Consider the following 18281-nt stretch of genomic DNA (forward strand, 5'->3'; position numbering starts at 1 on the left):
ACAGGACGGTACAGGCAGGAGCATATGGCAGGCAGGCGTGACAGTATGGATGAAGGCCCGGCGGATCTGTTCGGCGGACTGCCGTCTGGCCAGGGGGACCGCGATCCGGTCGCCTTTCCGCCCGCTGCCACGGCACAGCCCGCGCGCACCCAGCCACTGGCCGACAGGCTGCGCCCGGCCACGCTGGATGACGTGGTGGGGCAGGATCACCTGCTGGGGCCAAAGGGCAGCCTGCGGCAGATGCTGGCGCGCGGATCGCTGGCCAGCCTGATCCTGTGGGGTGGGCCGGGTGTGGGCAAGACCACCATCGCCCGCCTGCTGGCCAATGCGGCGGGGCTGCGCTTTGTCCAGCTTTCAGCCGTCTTTTCCGGTGTGGCCGATCTCAAGCGCGCGTTCGAGGAAGCCCGGCGCATCAGTGCGCAGGGCGGCGGCACCCTTCTGTTCGTGGATGAAATCCATCGCTTCAACCGCGCGCAGCAGGACGGGTTCCTGCCGGTGGTGGAAGATGGCACCGTGGTGCTGGTGGGGGCGACGACGGAAAACCCGTCCTTCGCGCTCAACAGCGCGCTGCTTTCACGCTGTCAGGTGCTGGTGCTGCACCGGCTGGACGATGCGGCGATGGAACAGCTCCTGCACCGCGCCGAAGCCGCGACCGGCACGCCGCTGCCCCTGACACCTGAAGCGCGCGCCACCCTGCGCGCCATGGCTGATGGGGATGGGCGCTACCTTCTGAACATGGTCGAACAGCTTTTCGCCCTGCCGCCACAGGCTGTCCCGCTGGACCCGGCGGCGCTGTCAGACCTGCTGGCGCGGCGTGCCGCGCTGTATGACAAGGACCGTGAAGAACATTACAACCTGATTTCCGCGCTGCATAAATCCATGCGGGGATCGGACCCCGACGCGGCGCTGTACTGGTTCGCCCGCATGCTGGAAGGTGGCGAGGACCCGCGCTATATCGCCCGTCGTCTGACCCGCTTCGCCGCGGAAGATGTGGGCATGGCCGACCCCCATGCCCTGCCGCTGGCGGTGGCGGCGTGGGAAACGTTCGAACGCCTTGGCTCGCCCGAAGGGGAACTGGCGCTTGCGCAGCTTGTGGTGCATCTGGCCACCGCGCCGAAATCCAACGCGGTCTACAAGGGCTACAACATGGCCCGCCGCGCCGCCCGCGCCACGGGCAGCCTGATGCCACCGGCGCATATCCTGAACGCGCCGACCACGCTCATGAAGGATATCGGCTACGGCAAGGGCTATGAATACGACCATGATGCGGAAGGGGGCATATCGGGGCAGAATTACTTCCCCGATGGCATGCGCCGCCCGAAATTGTACCAGCCGACGGACCGTGGATATGAACGTGAAGTGGCGCGACGACTGGACAGTTGGAACAGAGTGCGCGAAAGCCGTCGATCATGAGTGTCGTTTCCCTTACCGTCAGCGATGACGAAGCCGATATCCGTCTGGACCGCTGGTTCCGCCGGCATTACCCACACCTGACGCAGGGCGCGTTGCAGAAGCTATGCCGCACGGGGCAGGTGCGCGTGGATGGCAAGCGCGCCACCGCCGCCACCCGTCTGGTGCCGGGGCAGGCGGTACGCGTGCCGCCCATACCCAACGCAAACCGTCCGCCGCCACTGGCGGTAAAGCCACTGGATGAGCGGCAGGTGCGTGAGATCAACAAGATGGTGATCTACCGCGACGAGCATGTGATCGTGCTCAACAAGCCTGCGGGCATTGCCGTGCAGGGCGGGCCGGGCATCACCCATCATATCGACGCGCTGCTTGACGGCCTGCGTGACAGCCCCGACGATCCGCGCCCGCGGCTGGTTCACCGTATCGACCGTGACACGTCCGGCCTGCTTCTGGTCGCCCGCACGCCCGGCGTTGCCGCCAAGCTGGCGGCTGCCTTCCGTGGGCGCGACGTGCATAAGGTCTACTGGGCCGTGGTTGTCGGGCGGCCCAGCCCGGCGACGGGCATCATCGACCAGCCGCTGACCAAGCTGGGCGCGGGTGCGGGCGCGATCAGCGTGGTGGCCGAACGCGGCGACGCGGATGCCGTCCATGCCCTGAGCGAATATGAAGTGCTGGATGCGGCCGCGCGCAAGATGTCGTGGCTGGCGCTCTCGCCCCTGACCGGTCGCACCCATCAGTTGCGCGTGCATTGCGAAGCGCTGGGCAACCCCATACTGGGCGACCCGAAATACGGCGGTGACATAGCGCATGTCGCGGGCTTCGCCGATCGGCTACACCTGCATGCACGTCGGCTGGAACTGCCGCATCCGGCAGGCGGCAGGCTGGTGGTGGAGGCGGAGCTTTCCCCCCACATGCGCGAAACATTCAGGCAGATCGGGTTTGTCGCACCTGCCGCGGCGCCCTGCCGGCGCATCTGACGCGCCGGGGAACGTACAGGACAGGAAGCGATATGGCACAGAACGCAAAGGCACGGCGGATATTGCTGGGTTCCGCCGCAGCGGTAGTGGTGGTGGCCGGTGGGGCCGGGTTCATGGTCCACTCCATGCTGGACCCCGAGGCTCTGCGGACGAAAGCCATCGCCGCGATAGAGAAACAGACAGGTCGGCAGGTGCGCATGGGCGTGCCGGACCTGCATCTTTTGCCCAGCCTGTCGCTGTCCGTGCGTGATGTCGGCCTGTCCGACATGGCCGGTGGTGCTTATGCGGACATGGTCACGGCGGACAGGCTGGAAGCCACGGTGGGGCTTATGGCGCTGCTGCATCATGAAATCCGGCTTGATGACGTGAAGCTGGACCATCCGGTGGTCCATCTGGAACGCACGGCACAGGGGCAGGCCAACTGGCGCCTGTCCCCCGCTGGTCCGCAGGTCACTGCCACCGCCCAGCCCGCAACGACGCAGGCCGCATCTGACTGGAAGGTGCAGATCGGCAGTATCCGGGTCGCCAACGCCGATCTGGACTGGGATGACCAGATGACGGGCAGCAAGGGCAAGGTCGTGCTGGACCATGCCAACCTGTCCGGTGTCAGTGGTGAAAAACCGCAGATCGACATCGCGGGCCATAATGATGGCGGCGGCTTCACGCTGACGGGCTATACCGGCCCGATCAACCTGACATCCACCGCGCGTTCCGGCTGGCCGGTCGCGTTGAACGCCGCCTTCACTTCGGGCGGGCAGCCGGTGGGGCAGGTGGCCCTGTCGGGCAGTGTGGCCGACCCGGATCACATGAAGGACTACAACCTGGCACTTGATGGCAGCATCGCCAGCCTGAAGGCGATCGAGGCCGTGGTGCCCGGCCTGAACCTGCCTGATGTGCGGCGTCTCTCGCTCAGGGCGAAGGTGGTGGACGGCAGTGCGGCGGACAAGGAAGGCAGCACGCCGCTGCTCGACAGCCTGCATCTGGATACCGGGGCTGTGGATGCAGGGCCGTATGTGACAGGGCTGACGCTGCAGGGCCTGTCCATCGATGCGCCGGGTCCAAAGGATACCGTCACCATCCGCACGCAGGGACAGTGGGAAGGGCAGGGGCTGAAACTGTCCGGCACGCTGGGTTCGCTCCAGCAGGTCGAGGCCGCTGTCCTGTCCCACCTGTCGGACCCGCTGCCGCTTTCGCTTGATGTATCGGGCGATCCGGGTTCGATGCGGATTGCGGGCACGCTGGGCGGATCGCGCGCGGTGGTGAATGTTACGGCTTCCGCCGGGCATCTTGCATTGCCGCATGGGGCGGGGATCGACCACCTTGAAGCCTCCACCCATCTGGTGAGCGAGGACAACGGCGCGCATTTCCAGCTATCCGATATCGCGGTCAAGAGCACGCAGGTCTCCCTTCAGGGGGCGCTGGACCTGTCGGTCCATGGCGGCCATGATGGCGTGCCGCTGCTGGCGGGCACGCTGGATGCAAGCTGGCTGAATGCGGATGCCCTGATGGCGCAGGGCGCGAAGGCCGATGCGACCGGCGTAACCGCCCCGGCGCAGGAAACGGCTGCTGGCGATACGCTGCCCTTTGCCGAACTGCGCAAGCAGGATGTGGACCTGCGGCTGAGTGTCGGCCAGATGGAATTTGAGGGCGACGACTACCACAACGCCCTGACGCATGTGGTCCTGCGTAACGGGCGGCTGACCATTGACCCGATACAGGCGCAGGGCACGGGACGCAGCATATCGGGCCAGCTTACGGTTGATGCATCAGGCAGCGTGCCCACCATATCCGGCACGATCGGCACGCTGGTGCTGCCTGCCACATGGGTGGAAAGCAGGGCGGGCCTGTCCAACATGGTGCAGGGCGCGTTGCAGGTGGTCGGAACGGGGCGTGCGCAGGGCAATACCCGCACCGAACTGCGCAACAGCATGACGGGCCATATGGGCGTGTCGATGGTCAATGGCACGGTCAGCGGCAGCGCGCTGGGCGCGATGCTGGGTGACACCGCGCGGGGGGCGCTGGGGTCTGGCCCGATCGCGCTGCGCTGTTTTGGCGTGCATATGGATATGGCGGATGGACGCGCCAATATCGATACAATCGGCGTGCAGACCAACGCGCTGACTGTCACCGGCCACGGCACGGTGGGGATGGTCACGCAGGATCTGGACCTGCATCTCGTGCCGCAGGTGCTTATTGGCGGGACGGGTGCCAGCCTGCCGCTGCGTGTTGGCGGCACCCTGTCCGCGCCGCGTCCGAAGATGGATGCGGGTTCGGACGGACGCTACGCCATCGGTCTGCTGCTGGGTGGATCGGGCAAGAATACCGCCATTGCCGATCCCTGCCCCGCGACGCTGAAGGCCGCACGCGAAGGACAGCCCGGTCCCCAGCCCACCACGGCGGCCCCCAGGGCTGCGGATGCGTCCACGTCAGGCGGGGCGGCGGCGATTCTGGGCAATTCCAAGGGTGCGCCCAATCTCAAGAAAGCCGCTGGCCTGCTGAAAGGTCTGGGTATCCTGAAATGATGAAAGACGGCGTACGCGTACCCAGCGCGCAGAAAGCGGGCAGTCGCAAACGGTTCTGGACGGATGCGGCCGTGCGCCCAACTGCGGATGGCCTGTTCGGGGTTGAACTTGACGGCCGGCCCATCCGTCTGCCCGGCGGGGCGGTGCTCTGTGTTGCCTCCGTCGCGCTGGCTGAAGCCATTGCGGCGGAATGGGCGCAGGCGGGCGGGGAGAAAGGGGGCATGTTCGCCCCCGATGACCTGCCCATGACCCGCATAACCGGCAGCATGATCGAACGCGTGGCTCCCGATCCGGCGGCGCAGGTGGCGGCGTTATTGCAGTATGTGGATGGCGAGCTGCTGTGTTACCGCGCGGATTATCCCGCCCAGCTCTGCACCCGCCAGAAGGCGGAATGGGACCCGCAGCTTGCATGGCTGCGCGCACGGCATGGCATCGATATGGCGGTCACGCAGGGCATCATGCCGCTGGTGCAGCCGCAGGGCGTGCAGGCGGCGTGGCAGGAACTGCTGGACAGGCTGGATAATGCGACGCTGGCCGCCCTTGGCGTCATGGTGCCCGCCATGAAAAGCATTGTGCTGGGCTATGCGGTGGCGACGGGCGCGCTGTCAGCCGCGCGCGCCGCTGATATTGCCAGCGTGGATGAACTGACCCAGATGGCGATATGGGGGCGCGATGAAAAACAGGTCGAGACCCTGCGCCTGCTGACGGCGGAGGTGGAGGACGCGGCCCGCTTCCTGCGCCTGTGCCATACGGGGTAAGAACCCCGCGGAAGTAAAAACGGCCCGGTCTGAACCGGGCCGTTTTTATATGGAAATCAGGGCACCAGAACGGTGGCGCTGGCCTGACAGGCTATGCCTTCCTCTCGCCCGGTAAAGCCAAGGCGTTCGGACGTGGTGGCCTTGACCGAAATCCGGTCGATATCAACCTTCAGCAGTTCGGCCAGACGCGCGCGCATCGCTTCCGAATGCGGGCCGATCTTGGGGCGTTCACAGATCAGGGTCACATCGGCATTGACCAGCATGCCGCCGCGCTGGCGGATGCGTTCGCCCGCATGGATCAGGAAGCGCGCGCTGTCCGCATCCTTCCACTCGTTCTGGCTGGGGGGGAAGTGGCGGCCGATATCCCCTTCGGCCAGCGCACCGTAAATCGCATCGCACAGGGCATGGATGCCCACATCCGCATCGGAATGCCCGGCAAGGCCGCGCGTGTGGGGCACGGTGATGCCACACATGATCAGGGGACGGTTTTCGGCAAAGGCGTGTACGTCATAGCCGATCCCGGTGCGCGGCAGCAGGGTCGGGCCGATCAGGCGTTCCAAGCGCACCAGATCCTCCTTGTAGGTCAGTTTGATATTGTCTTCCGAACCGGGAACGATGGCGACGGAGTGCCCGGCCTTTTCCAGCAGGGCGGCATCGTCGGTCGCGTCCGCAGCCTCGGCGGAGCGATGCAGGTCGCGCAGCAGCCCGAAGCGGAAGCCCTGCGGCGTCTGGGCGCGGAACAGGTCGGTGCGGGGCACGGTATCGGTAATGATGCCGTCCCTGGCGCGTTTGATGGTATCGGCTACCGGCACGGCGGGAATGGCCCCGGCATGCTGCGACAGGGCCGCGATCACGCCCTGCGTCACGCTGTCGGGCACGTAGGGGCGCGCACCGTCATGGATCAGCACCAGATCGGGGCGCTCGCCTTCGGGAAGGCGGTCAAGCGCCTCAAGTCCCGCGCTGACGCTGGCCTGACGTGTATCGCCGCCGGATACGACCGGCAGGACCGTGCAGCCTTCGGGTGCGAATCCCTCAAGCGCTGCGCCCAGCAGGGCGGGATCGCCCACGGGCTGGATCATCCCGACATGAGGGGCAAGGGCATCCGCCGCATGGCGGATGACGGGCCGTCCGCCCAGCGTGACATACTGCTTGGCGACGGGGGCCGCGGTCTGGGCGCTGTACCGGCTACCCTGGCCTGCGGCAAGAAGAATGGCTGCAACACGCATGATGCGGAGCAATGCGGCCATGTCGCCCGCGCGTCAAGCATCGCGGGGGAATAAATGACTGCGGTTGTGGATGGTCATGCTGCTGGCCTGCGTCCGCTCGGGTATGGGCATCATTGCGCGGCGGCTGGCTGACTGTCCGTTGCGGCTGATCTATGACCCGCAGGGAAGGTGCATTCCGATTGGCTTCCTGCCGCCGGTTTCCCGCCAGATGCGCGGCCTGCGCCATCGCGGGGAAATGTTGCTTCAATGCACCGAAGCCGATTGCGTGGGGCGGCGTGAGGGGGTATTCTGCCTAAATCATAAGCATTATTGATGGATTGTGGCTGCCACACCCATTGCGCCGTCATGAACACGGCCGGGTGCAGAGGCAGGGAAGCGGGGTTCATGTCGTCTCAACTGCTGTCGCCTATTGATCTGGGGGGTGGGGTCATCCTGCAGGCGCCCGTCATTCTGGCGCCCATGGCCGGGGTGACCGACCTGCCGTTCCGCAGGCTGGCGCGCAGGCTCGGGGCCGGGCTGGTCGTGTCGGAAATGATCGCGTCGTGGGCCATGGTCCGCGAAAACCAGAATACCCTGCGCATGGCGGAAGTGGCGGATGACGGTCCAAATTCCGTGCAGCTTGCCGGTTGCGACCCCGATGCGATGGGTCAGGCGGCCCGGATCGCGGTTGATCGCGGGGCGGACATCATCGACATCAATTTCGGCTGCCCGGTGAAAAAGGTGGCGGTGGGGCAGCTTGCGGGTTCAGCCCTCATGCGGGACGAGGCGCAGGCCGGTCGCCTGCTTGAAGGCGTGGTGCGCGCGGTGAATGTTCCCGTCACGCTCAAGATGCGCATGGGATGGGACCATAACAGCCTGAACGCCCCCACGCTGGCCCGGATTGCACAGGAATCGGGCATCCGCATGGTGACGGTACACGGCCGCACCCGTCAGCAGTTTTATAACGGCACGGCTGACTGGCGCTTCGTGCGCAAGGTGGTTGATGCGGTGGACCTGCCGGTTATCGTCAATGGCGATATCCTGACGGTGGAAGACGCCCGCGTGGCCCTTGAACGTTCCGGCGCGCAGGGTGTGATGATCGGCCGGGGCTGTTATGGCCGCCCGTGGTTTCTGGCGCAGGTCGCCCGCGCGCTCATGAACGGCGAGGATGTGCCCGAGCCTGACCTTGCGGCGGAGAAGGCCATCGTGCTGGAACATTACGGCATGATGATCGACCATTTCGGCGCCCATCCCGGCCTGCGTCTGGCGCGCAAGCATGTGTCCTGGTATTCGGCGGGGCTGCCCGATTCGGCGGGTTTCCGCGCCGCGATCAACCGTGTGGATGCGGTTGATGCCGCCATCGGCATGATCCATGAATTCTATGACCGCCAGATCGAAGCGGGCAATGTGCGCGGGCCACGCCCCTCCACCATGGAGGCGGAAAGGGCCGCCGCACAGGCGGCATGAGGGAAAGCCCGTCCCCTTCTGATGGCCCCGGTGGCTGTACGCCCGCCAATGTAACGGGCAATGGCCGGATCGTGCTTGATTCGCTGGCTTTGCCGGTCATGGTCGTGCGGGCCGATAACAGCATCGGTTACGTCAACAGCGCGGCGGAGCCGTTTTTTGGCATGTCGCGCTCCTATCTGGCGCAGTCGCGCCTGACCGACCTGCTGCCTGCCGACAATCCCGTATTCATGCTCATGGAGCAGGTGCGCGCGCAGGACCATACCGTGGTCGAGCACGAGGTCACGCTGGAAAGCCCCCGCCTGCATCATGACGGTGTCACCGTGCAGGGCGCGCCCATGCCGGAGGAACCGGGTTCGGTCGTCCTGACCTTCCATGATTTTTCAGCCGTGCGCGTGCTGGATCGGCAGCTTACCTTCCGTTCCGCCGCGCGCAGCGTGGCGGGCATGGCCGCCATTCTGGCGCATGAGGTCAAGAATCCCCTTTCGGGCATAAGGGGGGCCGCGCAACTGCTTGAAACATCGGTGGGCGAGTCCGACCGGGAGCTTGCGGTCCTGATCCAGGACGAGGTCAACCGTATCCGTGACCTTGTGGACCGGATGGACATGTTCAGCGACCGTCCGATCGAACGCAGGCCGGTCAACATCCATCGCGTACTCGAACATGTGCGCAGGCTGGCCCAGCAGGGCTTTGCCGCCGATATCCGGTTTCAGGAAGAATACGATCCTTCCCTTCCCCCCGTATGGGGCAACCGCGACCAGTTGGTGCAGGTGCTGCTCAACCTTGTGAAGAACGCAGCCGAAGCCCTGCACGATCATCCCGCCGACGCGCCCGCCCCCGTGATTACGCTTACGACCGGCTACCGGCCCGGCATATGGGTCTCCACCGGCGGGGGGCAGCGCGTGCAGCTACCGCTGCTGGTTTCGGTGCGCGACAACGGGCCGGGCATTCCCGACAATATCCGCCCGCACCTGTTCGAGCCGTTCCTGACAACAAAAACAACGGGCAGCGGGCTGGGGCTGGCGCTTGCAGGCAAGATCGTGGGAGACCACGGCGGCGTGATCGAGGTGGAAAGCCAGCCCGGCTGCACGGACGTACTGCTGCATCTGCCTGTCGTGACGGAAGACCGCGAGACCCCGTAATGCCCCCATTCCAGTTCCTGAGAGATTTATAGCGAATGTCGCTGCCGACCATTCTTGTTGCCGATGATGACCGCTCCATCCGTACGGTATTAAGCCAGGCGCTGGGACGCGGGGGGTATCAGGTCCGCGCCACTGCGCAGGCATCGACCCTGTGGCAGTGGATCGAGGAAGGCGAGGGCGACCTCGTGATTACCGATGTGGTCATGCCCGATGAAAACGGGCTGGACCTGATCCCGCGTATCCGCCGTATCCGGCCCGACCTGCGCGTGGTGGTCATGAGTGCGCAGTCCACCCTGATGACGGCGGTCAAGGCGACGCAGCGCGGCGCGTTCGAATACCTGCCCAAGCCGTTCGACCTCAAGGAAGTGCTGGCGGTGGTGGCGCGTGCGCTGGCGACACCGGCAACTCCGGTCCAGCCGCTGGCCGCCCCCGCGCCGGACGAGCAGATGTCGCTTATCGGCCGTTCGGTCGTGATGCAGGACATCTACCGCATCATCGCCCGGCTCACGACTTCGGACCTGACCGTAATGATCGGTGGCGAGAGCGGCACGGGCAAGGAACTGGTGGCGCGCGCACTGCATGAATACGGGCGCAGGCGCACGGGGCCGTTCGTCGCCATCAACATGGCGGCCATTCCGCGCAACCTGATCGAAAGCGAACTGTTCGGGCATGAACGCGGGGCCTTTACCGGGGCCGCGACCCGCGTGGCCGGACGTTTTGAACAGGCGGCGGGTGGCACGCTGTTCCTTGACGAAATCGGGGACATGCCGCCCGAAGCCCAGACCCGCCTGCTGCGCGTGCTGCAGGACGGAGAGTTCGCGACCGTAGGCGGCACCGCGCCCATCCGCGCCAATGTGCGCATCATTGCCGCGACGCACCGCGACCTGCGGCAGGCGATCCGTGCCGGAACCTTCCGCGAGGACCTGTATTACCGCCTGAACGTGGTGCCCATGCGTCTGCCCCCCCTGCGGGAGCGGGTGGAGGACATTCCCCTTCTGGCCCGTCATTTCCTTAATGAAAACGCGGATGAGGGCGGGGTCGTGCGCCTGCTGGATGATGATGCGGTGGCCCGGCTGCAGGCCTATCGCTGGCCCGGCAACGTGCGCGAGCTTGAAAATCTCATGCGCCGCATCATTGCCCTGCACCCGCAGGAAAATATCGGCGCGGACATCATCGATGCCGAACTGGTCGAAGCCGGCAACATGGCGGCACAGGGCGAAGGCGAGGCTACCGGCCTGACCGAAACGCTGGCGGAAGCGGTGGAGCGTCACCTGCGTCGCTTCCTGTCATCGGGGCAGGACGGCATCCCGATGAGCGATATCTACGACAAGGTGATAGCCGAGGTCGAACGCCCGCTGATCACCATGACGCTGGCGGCCACACGCGGCAACCAGATCCGTGCCGCCGCCATGCTGGGGCTGAACCGCAACACGCTGCGCAAGAAGATACGCGATCTCGATATCCCCGTCGTGCGTGGCGGTAGCTGACCATGGACGCCACGCCCCGTCCCGGTGCCGCCTACCGTCTGGCGCGTCGCATGCTGGACATGCTAGTGCGCCGCAATGTGGCGCTGGTTCTGGTCCTGCTGGCGCTGGTGCTGGGGGTGGCGACGTTCGTAGTGCTGTCGGGTGGCCGGTCGCTGGCCCATCATCCGCAGATACAGGCTCTGGTCTTTGTCCTGAACTTCCTTGTCCTGCTGTTGCTGGCGACATCGCTGACCGAAAAGGTGGGGCGTGTGCTGGCTGAACGCCGCAGCGGACTGGCGGGCGCGCGGCTGCATGTGCGGCTGGTGACGCTGTTCGGTATCGTGGCGGTGGCCCCCACGATCGTCGTGGGCACGTTCGCGGCCGTATTCTTTCATTACGGCATCCAGATCTGGTTCAGCGACCGGGTGAATACCGCGCTGAACGAAGCGCTGGAGACATCACGTGGCTATCTGCAGGAACATAACGCCAATATCCGCACGGAAGCCTTCTCGCTGGCGAATTACCTTGTCAGTGCGCAGAACGGGCTGGCGGGTTCGGGTGGCGACCTGCTGCATGATTCCGATGCCCTGTCGCAGGTTCTGGACTCGCAGGCCACGCTGCGCGGACTGGATGTGGCCGTGGTCTATGACCCGTTTACCAACACGGTCGTCGCTTCCGGCGGGCTGATGGGGCGTGCGGCCAACCTGAAGGACCTGCCGCCGCCTGCCGCCACGCTGATGGCGCGCACCAACGAAATCGCGATCCTTGATTCGGCGGATGAAAAAACCGTCCGCGCGGTGGTTACGCTGGGCGATACGCCGCCGCTCATGCTGATGATCGCCCGCCCGGTCGATCCCGCCATTCTCGAACACATGCACCGTACCGAGCAGGTGGTGGCCGATTACCAGCGCCTCAACGGCAACCGGGGGAAGATACAGTTCACCTTCGTGCTGATCTTCGCGCTGGTGGCGGTTCTGGTTCTGGCCACGGCCATCCTGATCGGGCTCATGCTCGCCAACCAGATCGTGCGCCCCCTGCGTCTGCTCATTCTGGCGTCCGAACGGGTCAGCAAGGGCAATCTGGACAGCAATGTGCCCGAAGGCGACCGCGATGACGAGGTATCCAGCCTGTCGCGCGCCTTCAACCGCATGACCACCCAGCTTGCGACCCAGCGGGCCGAACTGGTCAACGCCACCAACCAGATCAATGAACGCCGCCGCTTTACCGAAGCAGTGCTGTCCGGCGTTTCCGCCGGGGTGATCGGGCTGGATTCGCATCGTGTGATCGAACTGCCCAACCGGGCCGCAAGCGTGCTGCTGCACCGTGACATGGCGGCATGCGTCGGTCGCCCCCTGATCGACGTGGTGCCCGAACTGGCCGACATGCTGGCCCGCATTGCCCATGACGGCGCGCGGGAACTGACGGGGGAAGTCAACGTGCTGGCCGGTGGGCGTGCCAGCACGCTGCTGGTGCGAATCGGCGCGGAAATGCAGAGCACCGTGACCGGCGATTTTGCTGACGGTTATGTGGTCACCTTTGATGACATAACAGCCCTGCAGGTTGCGCAGCGCAAGGCGGCATGGGCGGATGTCGCGCGCCGCATCGCGCATGAGATCAAGAACCCGCTCACCCCCATCCAGCTTGCCGCCGAACGGCTCAAGCGGCGCTTCCTGCGTGAAATCGCCTCCGATCCCGATACCTTTGCCCAGTGCGTGGATACGATCATCCGCCATGTGGGCGATATCGGGCGGATGGTGGATGAATTTTCCGCGTTCGCGCGGATGCCGCAGCCCGTCATGCGGGTGGAAGACCTGTCACGCATCGTGCGCGAAGCCCTGATCCTGCAACGCAACGCCCATCCCGAAATCATCTACGAGGCGACGCTGCCCGATCGCGGGCCGCTGGTGAACTGCGACCGCAGGCTGGTGGGGCAGGCGCTGACGAACCTGCTGCAGAACGCGGCGGACGCCATCGCCATGCGCGCCGGTGCCGCCGCATCGGGCGGGGATGGCGTGATCGGCACGATCCGTATTACATTGGAACATGAAGGCCCGAATGTCGTGCTCGCAATCGCGGATGACGGAATCGGGCTGCCGGTTGAGGATCGCGCCCGACTGACCGAGCCATATGTGACGCACAAGCCCAAGGGCACGGGGCTTGGTCTTGCGATCGTCAAGAAAATTCTTGAAGATCATGGCGGTAGCATCGGGCTTGAGGACCGCGCCGGGGGCAGGGGAGCTGTGTCGACGTTGATTTTGCCGATAAAGGACGACCATGGGGCATGAAATCCTGATCGTTGATGACGAGCCGGATATTCGGCTCCTTATCGAGGGTATTCTGGCCGATGAAGGATACGAGACCCGGCTGGCCGGGGATTCCGATTCCGCCATTGCCGCCTTCCGGGAACGTCGTCCCTCGCTTGTGGTGCTCGATGTCTGGCTTCAGGGGTCGCGGCTGGACGGGCTTGGCATCCTCAATGTCCTGCACAAGGAAGAACCGTCCGTTCCCGTCATCATGATATCGGGCCACGGCACGATCGAGACGGCGGTTGCCGCCCTTCAGCACGGGGCGTACGACTTTATCGAAAAACCCTTTCAGGCCGACCGGCTGCTTGTGGTCGTGCGCCGCGCGCTGGAGGCCTCCCGTCTTGCGCGCGAAAATGCTGAACTGCGCCTGCGCGCGGGCTCCGGCACCGTGCTGGAGGGGCGTAGTGCGGCCATAGTCGCCGTACGCAACCAGATCGACCGCGTGGCCCCCACGGGTTCGCGCGTCCTGATCTCCGGCGCGGCGGGCACGGGCAAGGAAATCGCGGCGCGGATGATCCATGCCAGTTCCCGCCGGGCGGAAGGGCCGTTTATCGCGCTCAACTGCGCCACCCTCGCCCCCGGCCGGTTCGAGGAGGAACTGTTCGGCATCGAAGGCGGGGAAAACGGCACGGGCCGCCGTACGGGCGTGCTGGAACGCGCCCATGGGGGCACACTGCTGCTGGATGAAGTGTCGGACATGCCGCTGGAAACGCAGGGCAAGATCGTCCGCGCCCTTCAGGACCAGACGTTCGAGCGCCTCGGCGGCGCGCGGCGGGTCAAGGTGGATGTGCGCGTACTGGCCACCACGAACCGGGACCTGCAGTCCGAAATCGCGCTGGGGCGTTTCCGGGAGGATCTGTACTACCGTCTGGCCGTCGTGCCGCTGCGGATTCCCAGCCTGCGGGAACGGCGCGAGGACATACCCGAACTTGCGCGCATGTTCCTTGACCGTGCGGCGGAAAATGCCGGTCTGCCCATGCGTGAACTGTCGGGCGATGCGATTGCCGCGTTGCAGAGTTATGAATGGCCGGGGAACGTGCGCGAACTGCGCAACCTTATGGAGCGGCTGCTCATTATGATGCCGGGCAACAGCGGCGATCCCATCCGGGCGGACATGCTGCCGTCCACGGTGGGGGAAGGGGCGCCCGCGCTGCTCAAGTTCGATTCTGACGAGGATGTGATGAGCCTGCCCCTGAGGGAGGCGCGCGACCTGTTCGAGACCCAGTACCTGCAGGCGCAGCTTCTGCGCTTTGGGGGAAATATCAGCCGTACCGCCGGATTTGTCGGGATGGAACGCAGTGCGCTGCACCGCAAGCTCAAGCAGCTTGGCGTCACATCCGAGGATCGTAACGCCGGATGAATTTTTGCCCCGTGCACCCATGACTGCTACACAACGAACTGTGATACGGACGGTGGCAACGCCGTAGCATGACACGAGACTGTGCCGTGTAAACCCGCCCAACAAGTAATCAAGTAAGGCCCTGCCCGTGGCAAAAGAACCTTCCCAGAATGTACAGGACGTGTTTCTCAACCACGTCCGCCGGTCGAAAACGCCGGTCACCATTTTTCTCGTAAACGGTGTCAAGCTTCAGGGCATCATCACCTGGTTTGACAATTTCTCCGTCCTGCTGCGGCGCGACGGGCATACGCAGCTTGTCTACAAGCATGCGATCAGCACGGTCATGCCCGCGACACCGGTCAGCCTGTTCGAACCGCCCGCCGAAAGCAGCGGGGCGGAAGATCACGCAGTAACGGATGGCAGCCTGTCGTGACGGCGGTGGTGCCGTCATCTGCCACGCGCGCGGCCGTCATCCTGCCGTGGGAACGTCCCGACCGGCATGATGATGCCCGCGCCGCCGAAGCGCGGCTGGAGGAAGCGGTCGGTCTGGCCGCCTCCATCGGGCTGGTGATCGTCTGTCAGGCCGTGCTGCTGCTGCGTGCGCGCAGGCCCGCCACCCTGCTGGGGGGTGGACAGGTGGAATCACTCAAGGAAACGGTCCAGGCGGACAACATCAAGGTTGTCATCATCGATTCCCGCCTGACGCCCGTGCAGCAGCGCAACCTTGAGCGCGCGCTTGGGTGCAAGGTGATCGACCGGACCGCGCTGATCCTTGATATCTTTGGCGAACGCGCCGCCACGCGTGAAGGCACGCTGCAGGTCGAACTGGCGCATCTGGAATACCAGCGCAGCCGCCTTGTGCGGACATGGACCCATCTTGAGCGCCAGCGCGGTGGCTTCGGCTTCCTTGGCGGTCCCGGTGAAACCCAGATCGAGGCCGACCGCCGCATGATCGGGGACCGGATCGTGCGCCTCAAGCGCGAGCTTGAGCAGGTCCGCCGCACCCGCGGCCTGCACCGGCAGGCCCGCAGGCGCGTGCCGTTCCCCATCGTGGCCCTTGTCGGTTACACCAATGCGGGCAAGTCCACCCTGTTCAACGCGCTGACCGGGGCCAGCGTATATGCGCAGGACCAGCTTTTCGCCACGCTCGATCCCACCATGCGCAGCATCCAGCTTCCATCGGGGCGGCGGGTGATCCTGTCCGATACGGTTGGCTTCATAAGCGACCTGCCGACCGAACTGATCGCAGCCTTCCGCGCCACGCTGGAAGAGGTGGCGGAAGCGGACATCATCCTGCACGTGCGCGATGTCGCCCATCCGGACAGCGTATCCCAGCGCAATGATGTGATCGAGGTGCTTGAAGGCATGGCCCGCACCGGCACGATCGAACAGGACTGGCAGTCCCGTGTGATCGAGGTGCTGAACAAGGCCGATCTGGTGGGCGGGCGTGATGCGGTGGGCGCCCGACCGGGCAATGTGGTCATTTCCGCCATCACTGGCGATGGCCTGCCTGACCTGCTGGCCGCGATTGACGAGCGCATGACGCGGGCGATGGAAGTCGTCGCCTACCGTGTGCCGCTGACCCAGGGCGCCGCCATGGCATGGCTGCACGAACATGGGGAAGTCATCGCCCGGACGGACGGGGAGGACGGCACTGACATGACCGTCCGTGTATCCCCTGCCAATCGCGCGCGGTTCGAAATGCAGTTCGGTGATGTCGTGACGTGCATGCAGCCTTCGTAGCCGGTTCCGGCGTGCGATGAGCGGAGTGCGATGACCGGGGTGTGACCGATGTGTGACCGGGGCAGGGTGGAAAATCCGCTGCTGCGGGTGCATGGATGTGTGGCCGCGAACTGACACGCATAACGGAGGTGGCAATGACGGTAAGGATCACACTGGCGGACATGCACATTGTGGTGGGCATGATGCGGGCGGCGGCGAACCGTCATGTCATGCCCCATTTCCGCTGTCTTGACCGTGCCGACATCCGCACCAAGACCAGTGCGCTGGATATCGTGACCATCGCGGATGAGGCCACCGAGCAGGACCTGACCGCCGCCCTGCAGGCCGCGTGGCCCGGTGCGCTGGTGGTGGGGGAGGAAGCGGTGGCAGCCGATCCCGCCCTGCTGGACGGATTGGCGTCGGCGGATCTTGCCTTTGTGATTGACCCGATTGATGGCACGGCGAATTACGCGGCGGGCGTGCCGCTGTTCGGGATCATGGTCTCCGCCCTGTCCGGTGGCGAGGTGATCGGCGGGGCGATTGTCGATCCGGTCTGTGACATCGCGGTACTGGCCGCGCGGGGACATGGCGCATGGCTGCATGACCAGCGGGGCCGCGAACGCCGCCTGCACGTTGCGCCCCCCGTGCCGCCACAGCAGATGTCGGGCAATGCCTCCTGGCGCTACCTGCCCGCGCCCGTGCGGGAGGCCGTGACGCGGAACCTGCCAAAGGTGGCGGGATCATGGGATTTCCGCTGTGCGGCGCATGAATATCTGATGCTGGTGGACGGGCGCTGCCATTTCCTGCTGTTCAACCGCACCCTGCCATGGGACCATCTGGCGGGCTGGCTGATCCATGCGGAAGCAGGCGGCTATGCCGCCCGGTTCGATGGCACGCCTTACCGTGTGACCAATCATGGCGGCGGCCTGCTTTATGCGCCGGACAGGGAAAGCTGGCACGCCCTGCACGCCCTGCTGTTCGGCCCTACCTGATACATACGCCGGGTGAGTCTCGGCTTTCTCCTCCACGGATTGCAGGCGCATCGCCGCTGGATTGCCGGGACGGTCCGGCTGTCACACGCGGGATTTCAGCGTAAACGGTTTTACCAGCGCGATGCCTGAGGGCGGCAGGTCAGCTTTCGGGCATCATATCCGCGCGTTCGCGGCGTTTGACCGCCTGCCAGCCTTCTTCCATGGTCTTTACGTCCACATCCCCAAGGCTGAGGCCACGCGCCATGATGTCGTGTTCCATGGCGGTGAAGCGGCGGGTGAACTTGGCGTTTGCCTGACGCAGGCAGGCTTCGGGGTCCATGTCCAGCTTGCGGGCCAGCGTGGCCAGCGTAAACAGCACATCGCCCAGTTCGTCGAATATCTTTTCCCGGTCGCCCGATTCCAGTTCGACCTTCAGTTCGTCCAGTTCCTCGTCCACCTTGGCCGCGACTTCGCCCACCGTGTCCCAGTCGAAACCGGTGCGCGCCGCGCGGGCCGACAGTTTGCGCGCGCGCAGCAGGGCGGGCAGCCCCACGGGCACATCATCCAGCGTGCCGCCGCGGTTGCGGGCCAGACGTTCCTGCGCCTTGCCATTTTCCCACTGGCCTGCACTGGCCGGGGTGTCGCCAAATACATGGGGATGGCGGCGCACCATCTTGTCGCCGATCATCCGGGCGACGGTGGCGAAATCGAACAGGCCCTGCTCATCGGCCATCTGCGCGTGATAGACCACCTGCAGCAGCAGGTCGCCCAGTTCATCGGGCAGGCTGTCCCAGTCCTCACGCGCGATGGTGTCCGCCACTTCATAGGCTTCTTCGATGCTGTAGGGCGCTATGGTGGCGAAGTTCTGGGCCTTGTCCCACGGGCAGCCGGTCTGCGGGTCACGCAGGCGGGCCATGATGTCCAGCAGGCGTTGCAGGGCGGTCGGGGCATCGTGCATGGGGTGGTTTCCTGCCTGTTTTGGTTGCGGTCTTGCGCAGG

At 65.3% G+C, this 18281-nt stretch carries 15 protein-coding genes; 13 read left to right on the forward strand and 2 right to left on the reverse strand.

Going from position 1 to position 18281, the window contains the following annotated elements; all coding sequences use genetic code 11:
- Nucleotides 1–24: 24 nt before the first annotated feature.
- From KSAC_RS12230 to KSAC_RS12245, 4 genes are read left to right on the forward strand one after another with little or no spacing between them, the layout of a single operon-like run.
- Nucleotides 25–1413, forward strand: coding sequence for a replication-associated recombination protein A (locus KSAC_RS12230; protein WP_132305607.1), 1389 nt, complete (start codon nt 25–27; stop codon nt 1411–1413).
- Nucleotides 1410–2387, forward strand: a complete 978-nt coding sequence (locus tag KSAC_RS12235) for an RluA family pseudouridine synthase (protein WP_110546917.1) — start codon at nt 1410–1412, stop codon at nt 2385–2387. The genes KSAC_RS12230 and KSAC_RS12235 overlap by 4 nt, the downstream gene beginning before the upstream one ends.
- Nucleotides 2388–2419: 32 nt before the next feature.
- Nucleotides 2420–4909: an AsmA family protein gene (locus KSAC_RS12240; RefSeq protein ID WP_132305609.1), complete on the forward strand. Its 2490-nt coding sequence runs from the start codon at nt 2420–2422 to the stop codon at nt 4907–4909.
- A complete protein-coding gene (locus KSAC_RS12245) occupies nt 4906–5667 on the forward strand; it encodes an ATP12 family chaperone protein (RefSeq protein ID WP_132305611.1) in 762 nt (253 codons plus the stop codon). The genes KSAC_RS12240 and KSAC_RS12245 overlap by 4 nt, the downstream gene beginning before the upstream one ends.
- Nucleotides 5668–5723: 56 nt before the next feature.
- Here KSAC_RS12245 and ispF read toward each other — a convergent pair whose 3' ends face one another.
- Nucleotides 5724–6893 carry a 2-C-methyl-D-erythritol 2,4-cyclodiphosphate synthase gene (ispF, locus tag KSAC_RS12250; protein WP_102324843.1) on the reverse strand — a complete coding sequence of 390 codons (1170 nt, stop codon included), beginning with the start codon at nt 6891–6893 and terminating at the stop codon, nt 5724–5726.
- Between the two features lie 70 nt (nt 6894–6963).
- On the opposite strand from ispF, the gene KSAC_RS12255 reads away from it, so the two are divergent.
- From KSAC_RS12255 to KSAC_RS12295, 9 genes are all read left to right on the forward strand, one after another.
- Complete coding sequence (locus KSAC_RS12255; RefSeq protein ID WP_132305613.1) at nt 6964–7206, forward strand: hypothetical protein; 243 nt, start codon at nt 6964–6966, stop codon at nt 7204–7206.
- A gap of 71 nt (nt 7207–7277) precedes the next feature.
- Nucleotides 7278–8339 (forward strand): tRNA dihydrouridine synthase DusB, encoded by a 1062-nt coding sequence (dusB, locus tag KSAC_RS12260; protein ID WP_207918690.1) that lies wholly within the window; start codon nt 7278–7280, stop codon nt 8337–8339.
- The gene (locus KSAC_RS12265; protein WP_102324669.1) at nt 8336–9478 is read left to right on the forward strand and encodes a two-component system sensor histidine kinase NtrB; all 1143 of its coding nucleotides are present in this window, start codon (nt 8336–8338) and stop codon (nt 9476–9478) included. The genes dusB and KSAC_RS12265 overlap by 4 nt, the downstream gene beginning before the upstream one ends.
- 35 nt (nt 9479–9513) lie before the next feature.
- Nucleotides 9514–10965: a nitrogen regulation protein NR(I) gene (gene ntrC, locus KSAC_RS12270; protein ID WP_132305617.1), complete on the forward strand. Its 1452-nt coding sequence runs from the start codon at nt 9514–9516 to the stop codon at nt 10963–10965.
- A gap of 50 nt (nt 10966–11015) precedes the next feature.
- The gene (locus KSAC_RS12275) at nt 11016–13229 is read left to right on the forward strand and encodes a sensor histidine kinase NtrY-like (protein ID WP_243705374.1); all 2214 of its coding nucleotides are present in this window, start codon (nt 11016–11018) and stop codon (nt 13227–13229) included.
- Nucleotides 13219–14610 (forward strand): nitrogen assimilation response regulator NtrX, encoded by a 1392-nt coding sequence (ntrX, locus tag KSAC_RS12280; RefSeq protein ID WP_102324666.1) that lies wholly within the window; start codon nt 13219–13221, stop codon nt 14608–14610. The genes KSAC_RS12275 and ntrX overlap by 11 nt, the downstream gene beginning before the upstream one ends.
- A gap of 127 nt (nt 14611–14737) precedes the next feature.
- Nucleotides 14738–15022 carry an RNA chaperone Hfq gene (hfq, locus tag KSAC_RS12285; protein WP_102324665.1) on the forward strand — a complete coding sequence of 95 codons (285 nt, stop codon included), beginning with the start codon at nt 14738–14740 and terminating at the stop codon, nt 15020–15022.
- On the forward strand, nt 15019–16332 hold the full coding sequence (hflX, locus tag KSAC_RS12290) for a GTPase HflX (protein ID WP_102324664.1): 1314 nt from the start codon (nt 15019–15021) through the stop codon (nt 16330–16332). Before hfq ends, hflX begins: the two co-directional genes overlap by 4 nt.
- 134 nt (nt 16333–16466) lie before the next feature.
- On the forward strand, nt 16467–17303 hold the full coding sequence (locus KSAC_RS12295; protein ID WP_102324842.1) for an inositol monophosphatase family protein: 837 nt from the start codon (nt 16467–16469) through the stop codon (nt 17301–17303).
- 139 nt (nt 17304–17442) lie between these two features.
- On the opposite strand, the gene mazG is transcribed toward KSAC_RS12295, so the two are convergent.
- A complete protein-coding gene (mazG, locus tag KSAC_RS12300; RefSeq protein WP_110546910.1) occupies nt 17443–18240 on the reverse strand; it encodes a nucleoside triphosphate pyrophosphohydrolase in 798 nt (265 codons plus the stop codon).
- Nucleotides 18241–18281: the final 41 nt, after the last annotated feature.

Source organism: Komagataeibacter saccharivorans (assembly GCF_004348195.1).
GTDB lineage: Bacteria > Pseudomonadota > Alphaproteobacteria > Acetobacterales > Acetobacteraceae > Komagataeibacter > Komagataeibacter saccharivorans.

Bases quoted from the DNA above. Each gene is read 5' to 3' on its own strand.
- KSAC_RS12230 (WP_132305607.1), top strand. From the start codon at position 25: ATGGCAGGCAGGCGTGACAGTATGGATGAAGGCCCGGCGGATCTGTTC.
- KSAC_RS12235 (WP_110546917.1), top strand. From the start codon at position 1,410: ATGAGTGTCGTTTCCCTTACCGTCAGCGATGACGAAGCCGATATCCGT.
- KSAC_RS12240 (WP_132305609.1), top strand. From the start codon at position 2,420: ATGGCACAGAACGCAAAGGCACGGCGGATATTGCTGGGTTCCGCCGCA.
- KSAC_RS12245 (WP_132305611.1), top strand. From the start codon at position 4,906: ATGATGAAAGACGGCGTACGCGTACCCAGCGCGCAGAAAGCGGGCAGT.
- ispF (WP_102324843.1), bottom strand. From the start codon at position 6,893: ATGCGTGTTGCAGCCATTCTTCTTGCCGCAGGCCAGGGTAGCCGGTAC.
- KSAC_RS12255 (WP_132305613.1), top strand. From the start codon at position 6,964: ATGGTCATGCTGCTGGCCTGCGTCCGCTCGGGTATGGGCATCATTGCG.
- dusB (WP_207918690.1), top strand. From the start codon at position 7,278: ATGTCGTCTCAACTGCTGTCGCCTATTGATCTGGGGGGTGGGGTCATC.
- KSAC_RS12265 (WP_102324669.1), top strand. From the start codon at position 8,336: ATGAGGGAAAGCCCGTCCCCTTCTGATGGCCCCGGTGGCTGTACGCCC.
- ntrC (WP_132305617.1), top strand. From the start codon at position 9,514: ATGTCGCTGCCGACCATTCTTGTTGCCGATGATGACCGCTCCATCCGT.
- KSAC_RS12275 (WP_243705374.1), top strand. From the start codon at position 11,016: ATGCTGGACATGCTAGTGCGCCGCAATGTGGCGCTGGTTCTGGTCCTG.
- ntrX (WP_102324666.1), top strand. From the start codon at position 13,219: ATGGGGCATGAAATCCTGATCGTTGATGACGAGCCGGATATTCGGCTC.
- KSAC_RS12295 (WP_102324842.1), top strand. From the start codon at position 16,467: ATGACGGTAAGGATCACACTGGCGGACATGCACATTGTGGTGGGCATG.
- mazG (WP_110546910.1), bottom strand. From the start codon at position 18,240: ATGCACGATGCCCCGACCGCCCTGCAACGCCTGCTGGACATCATGGCC.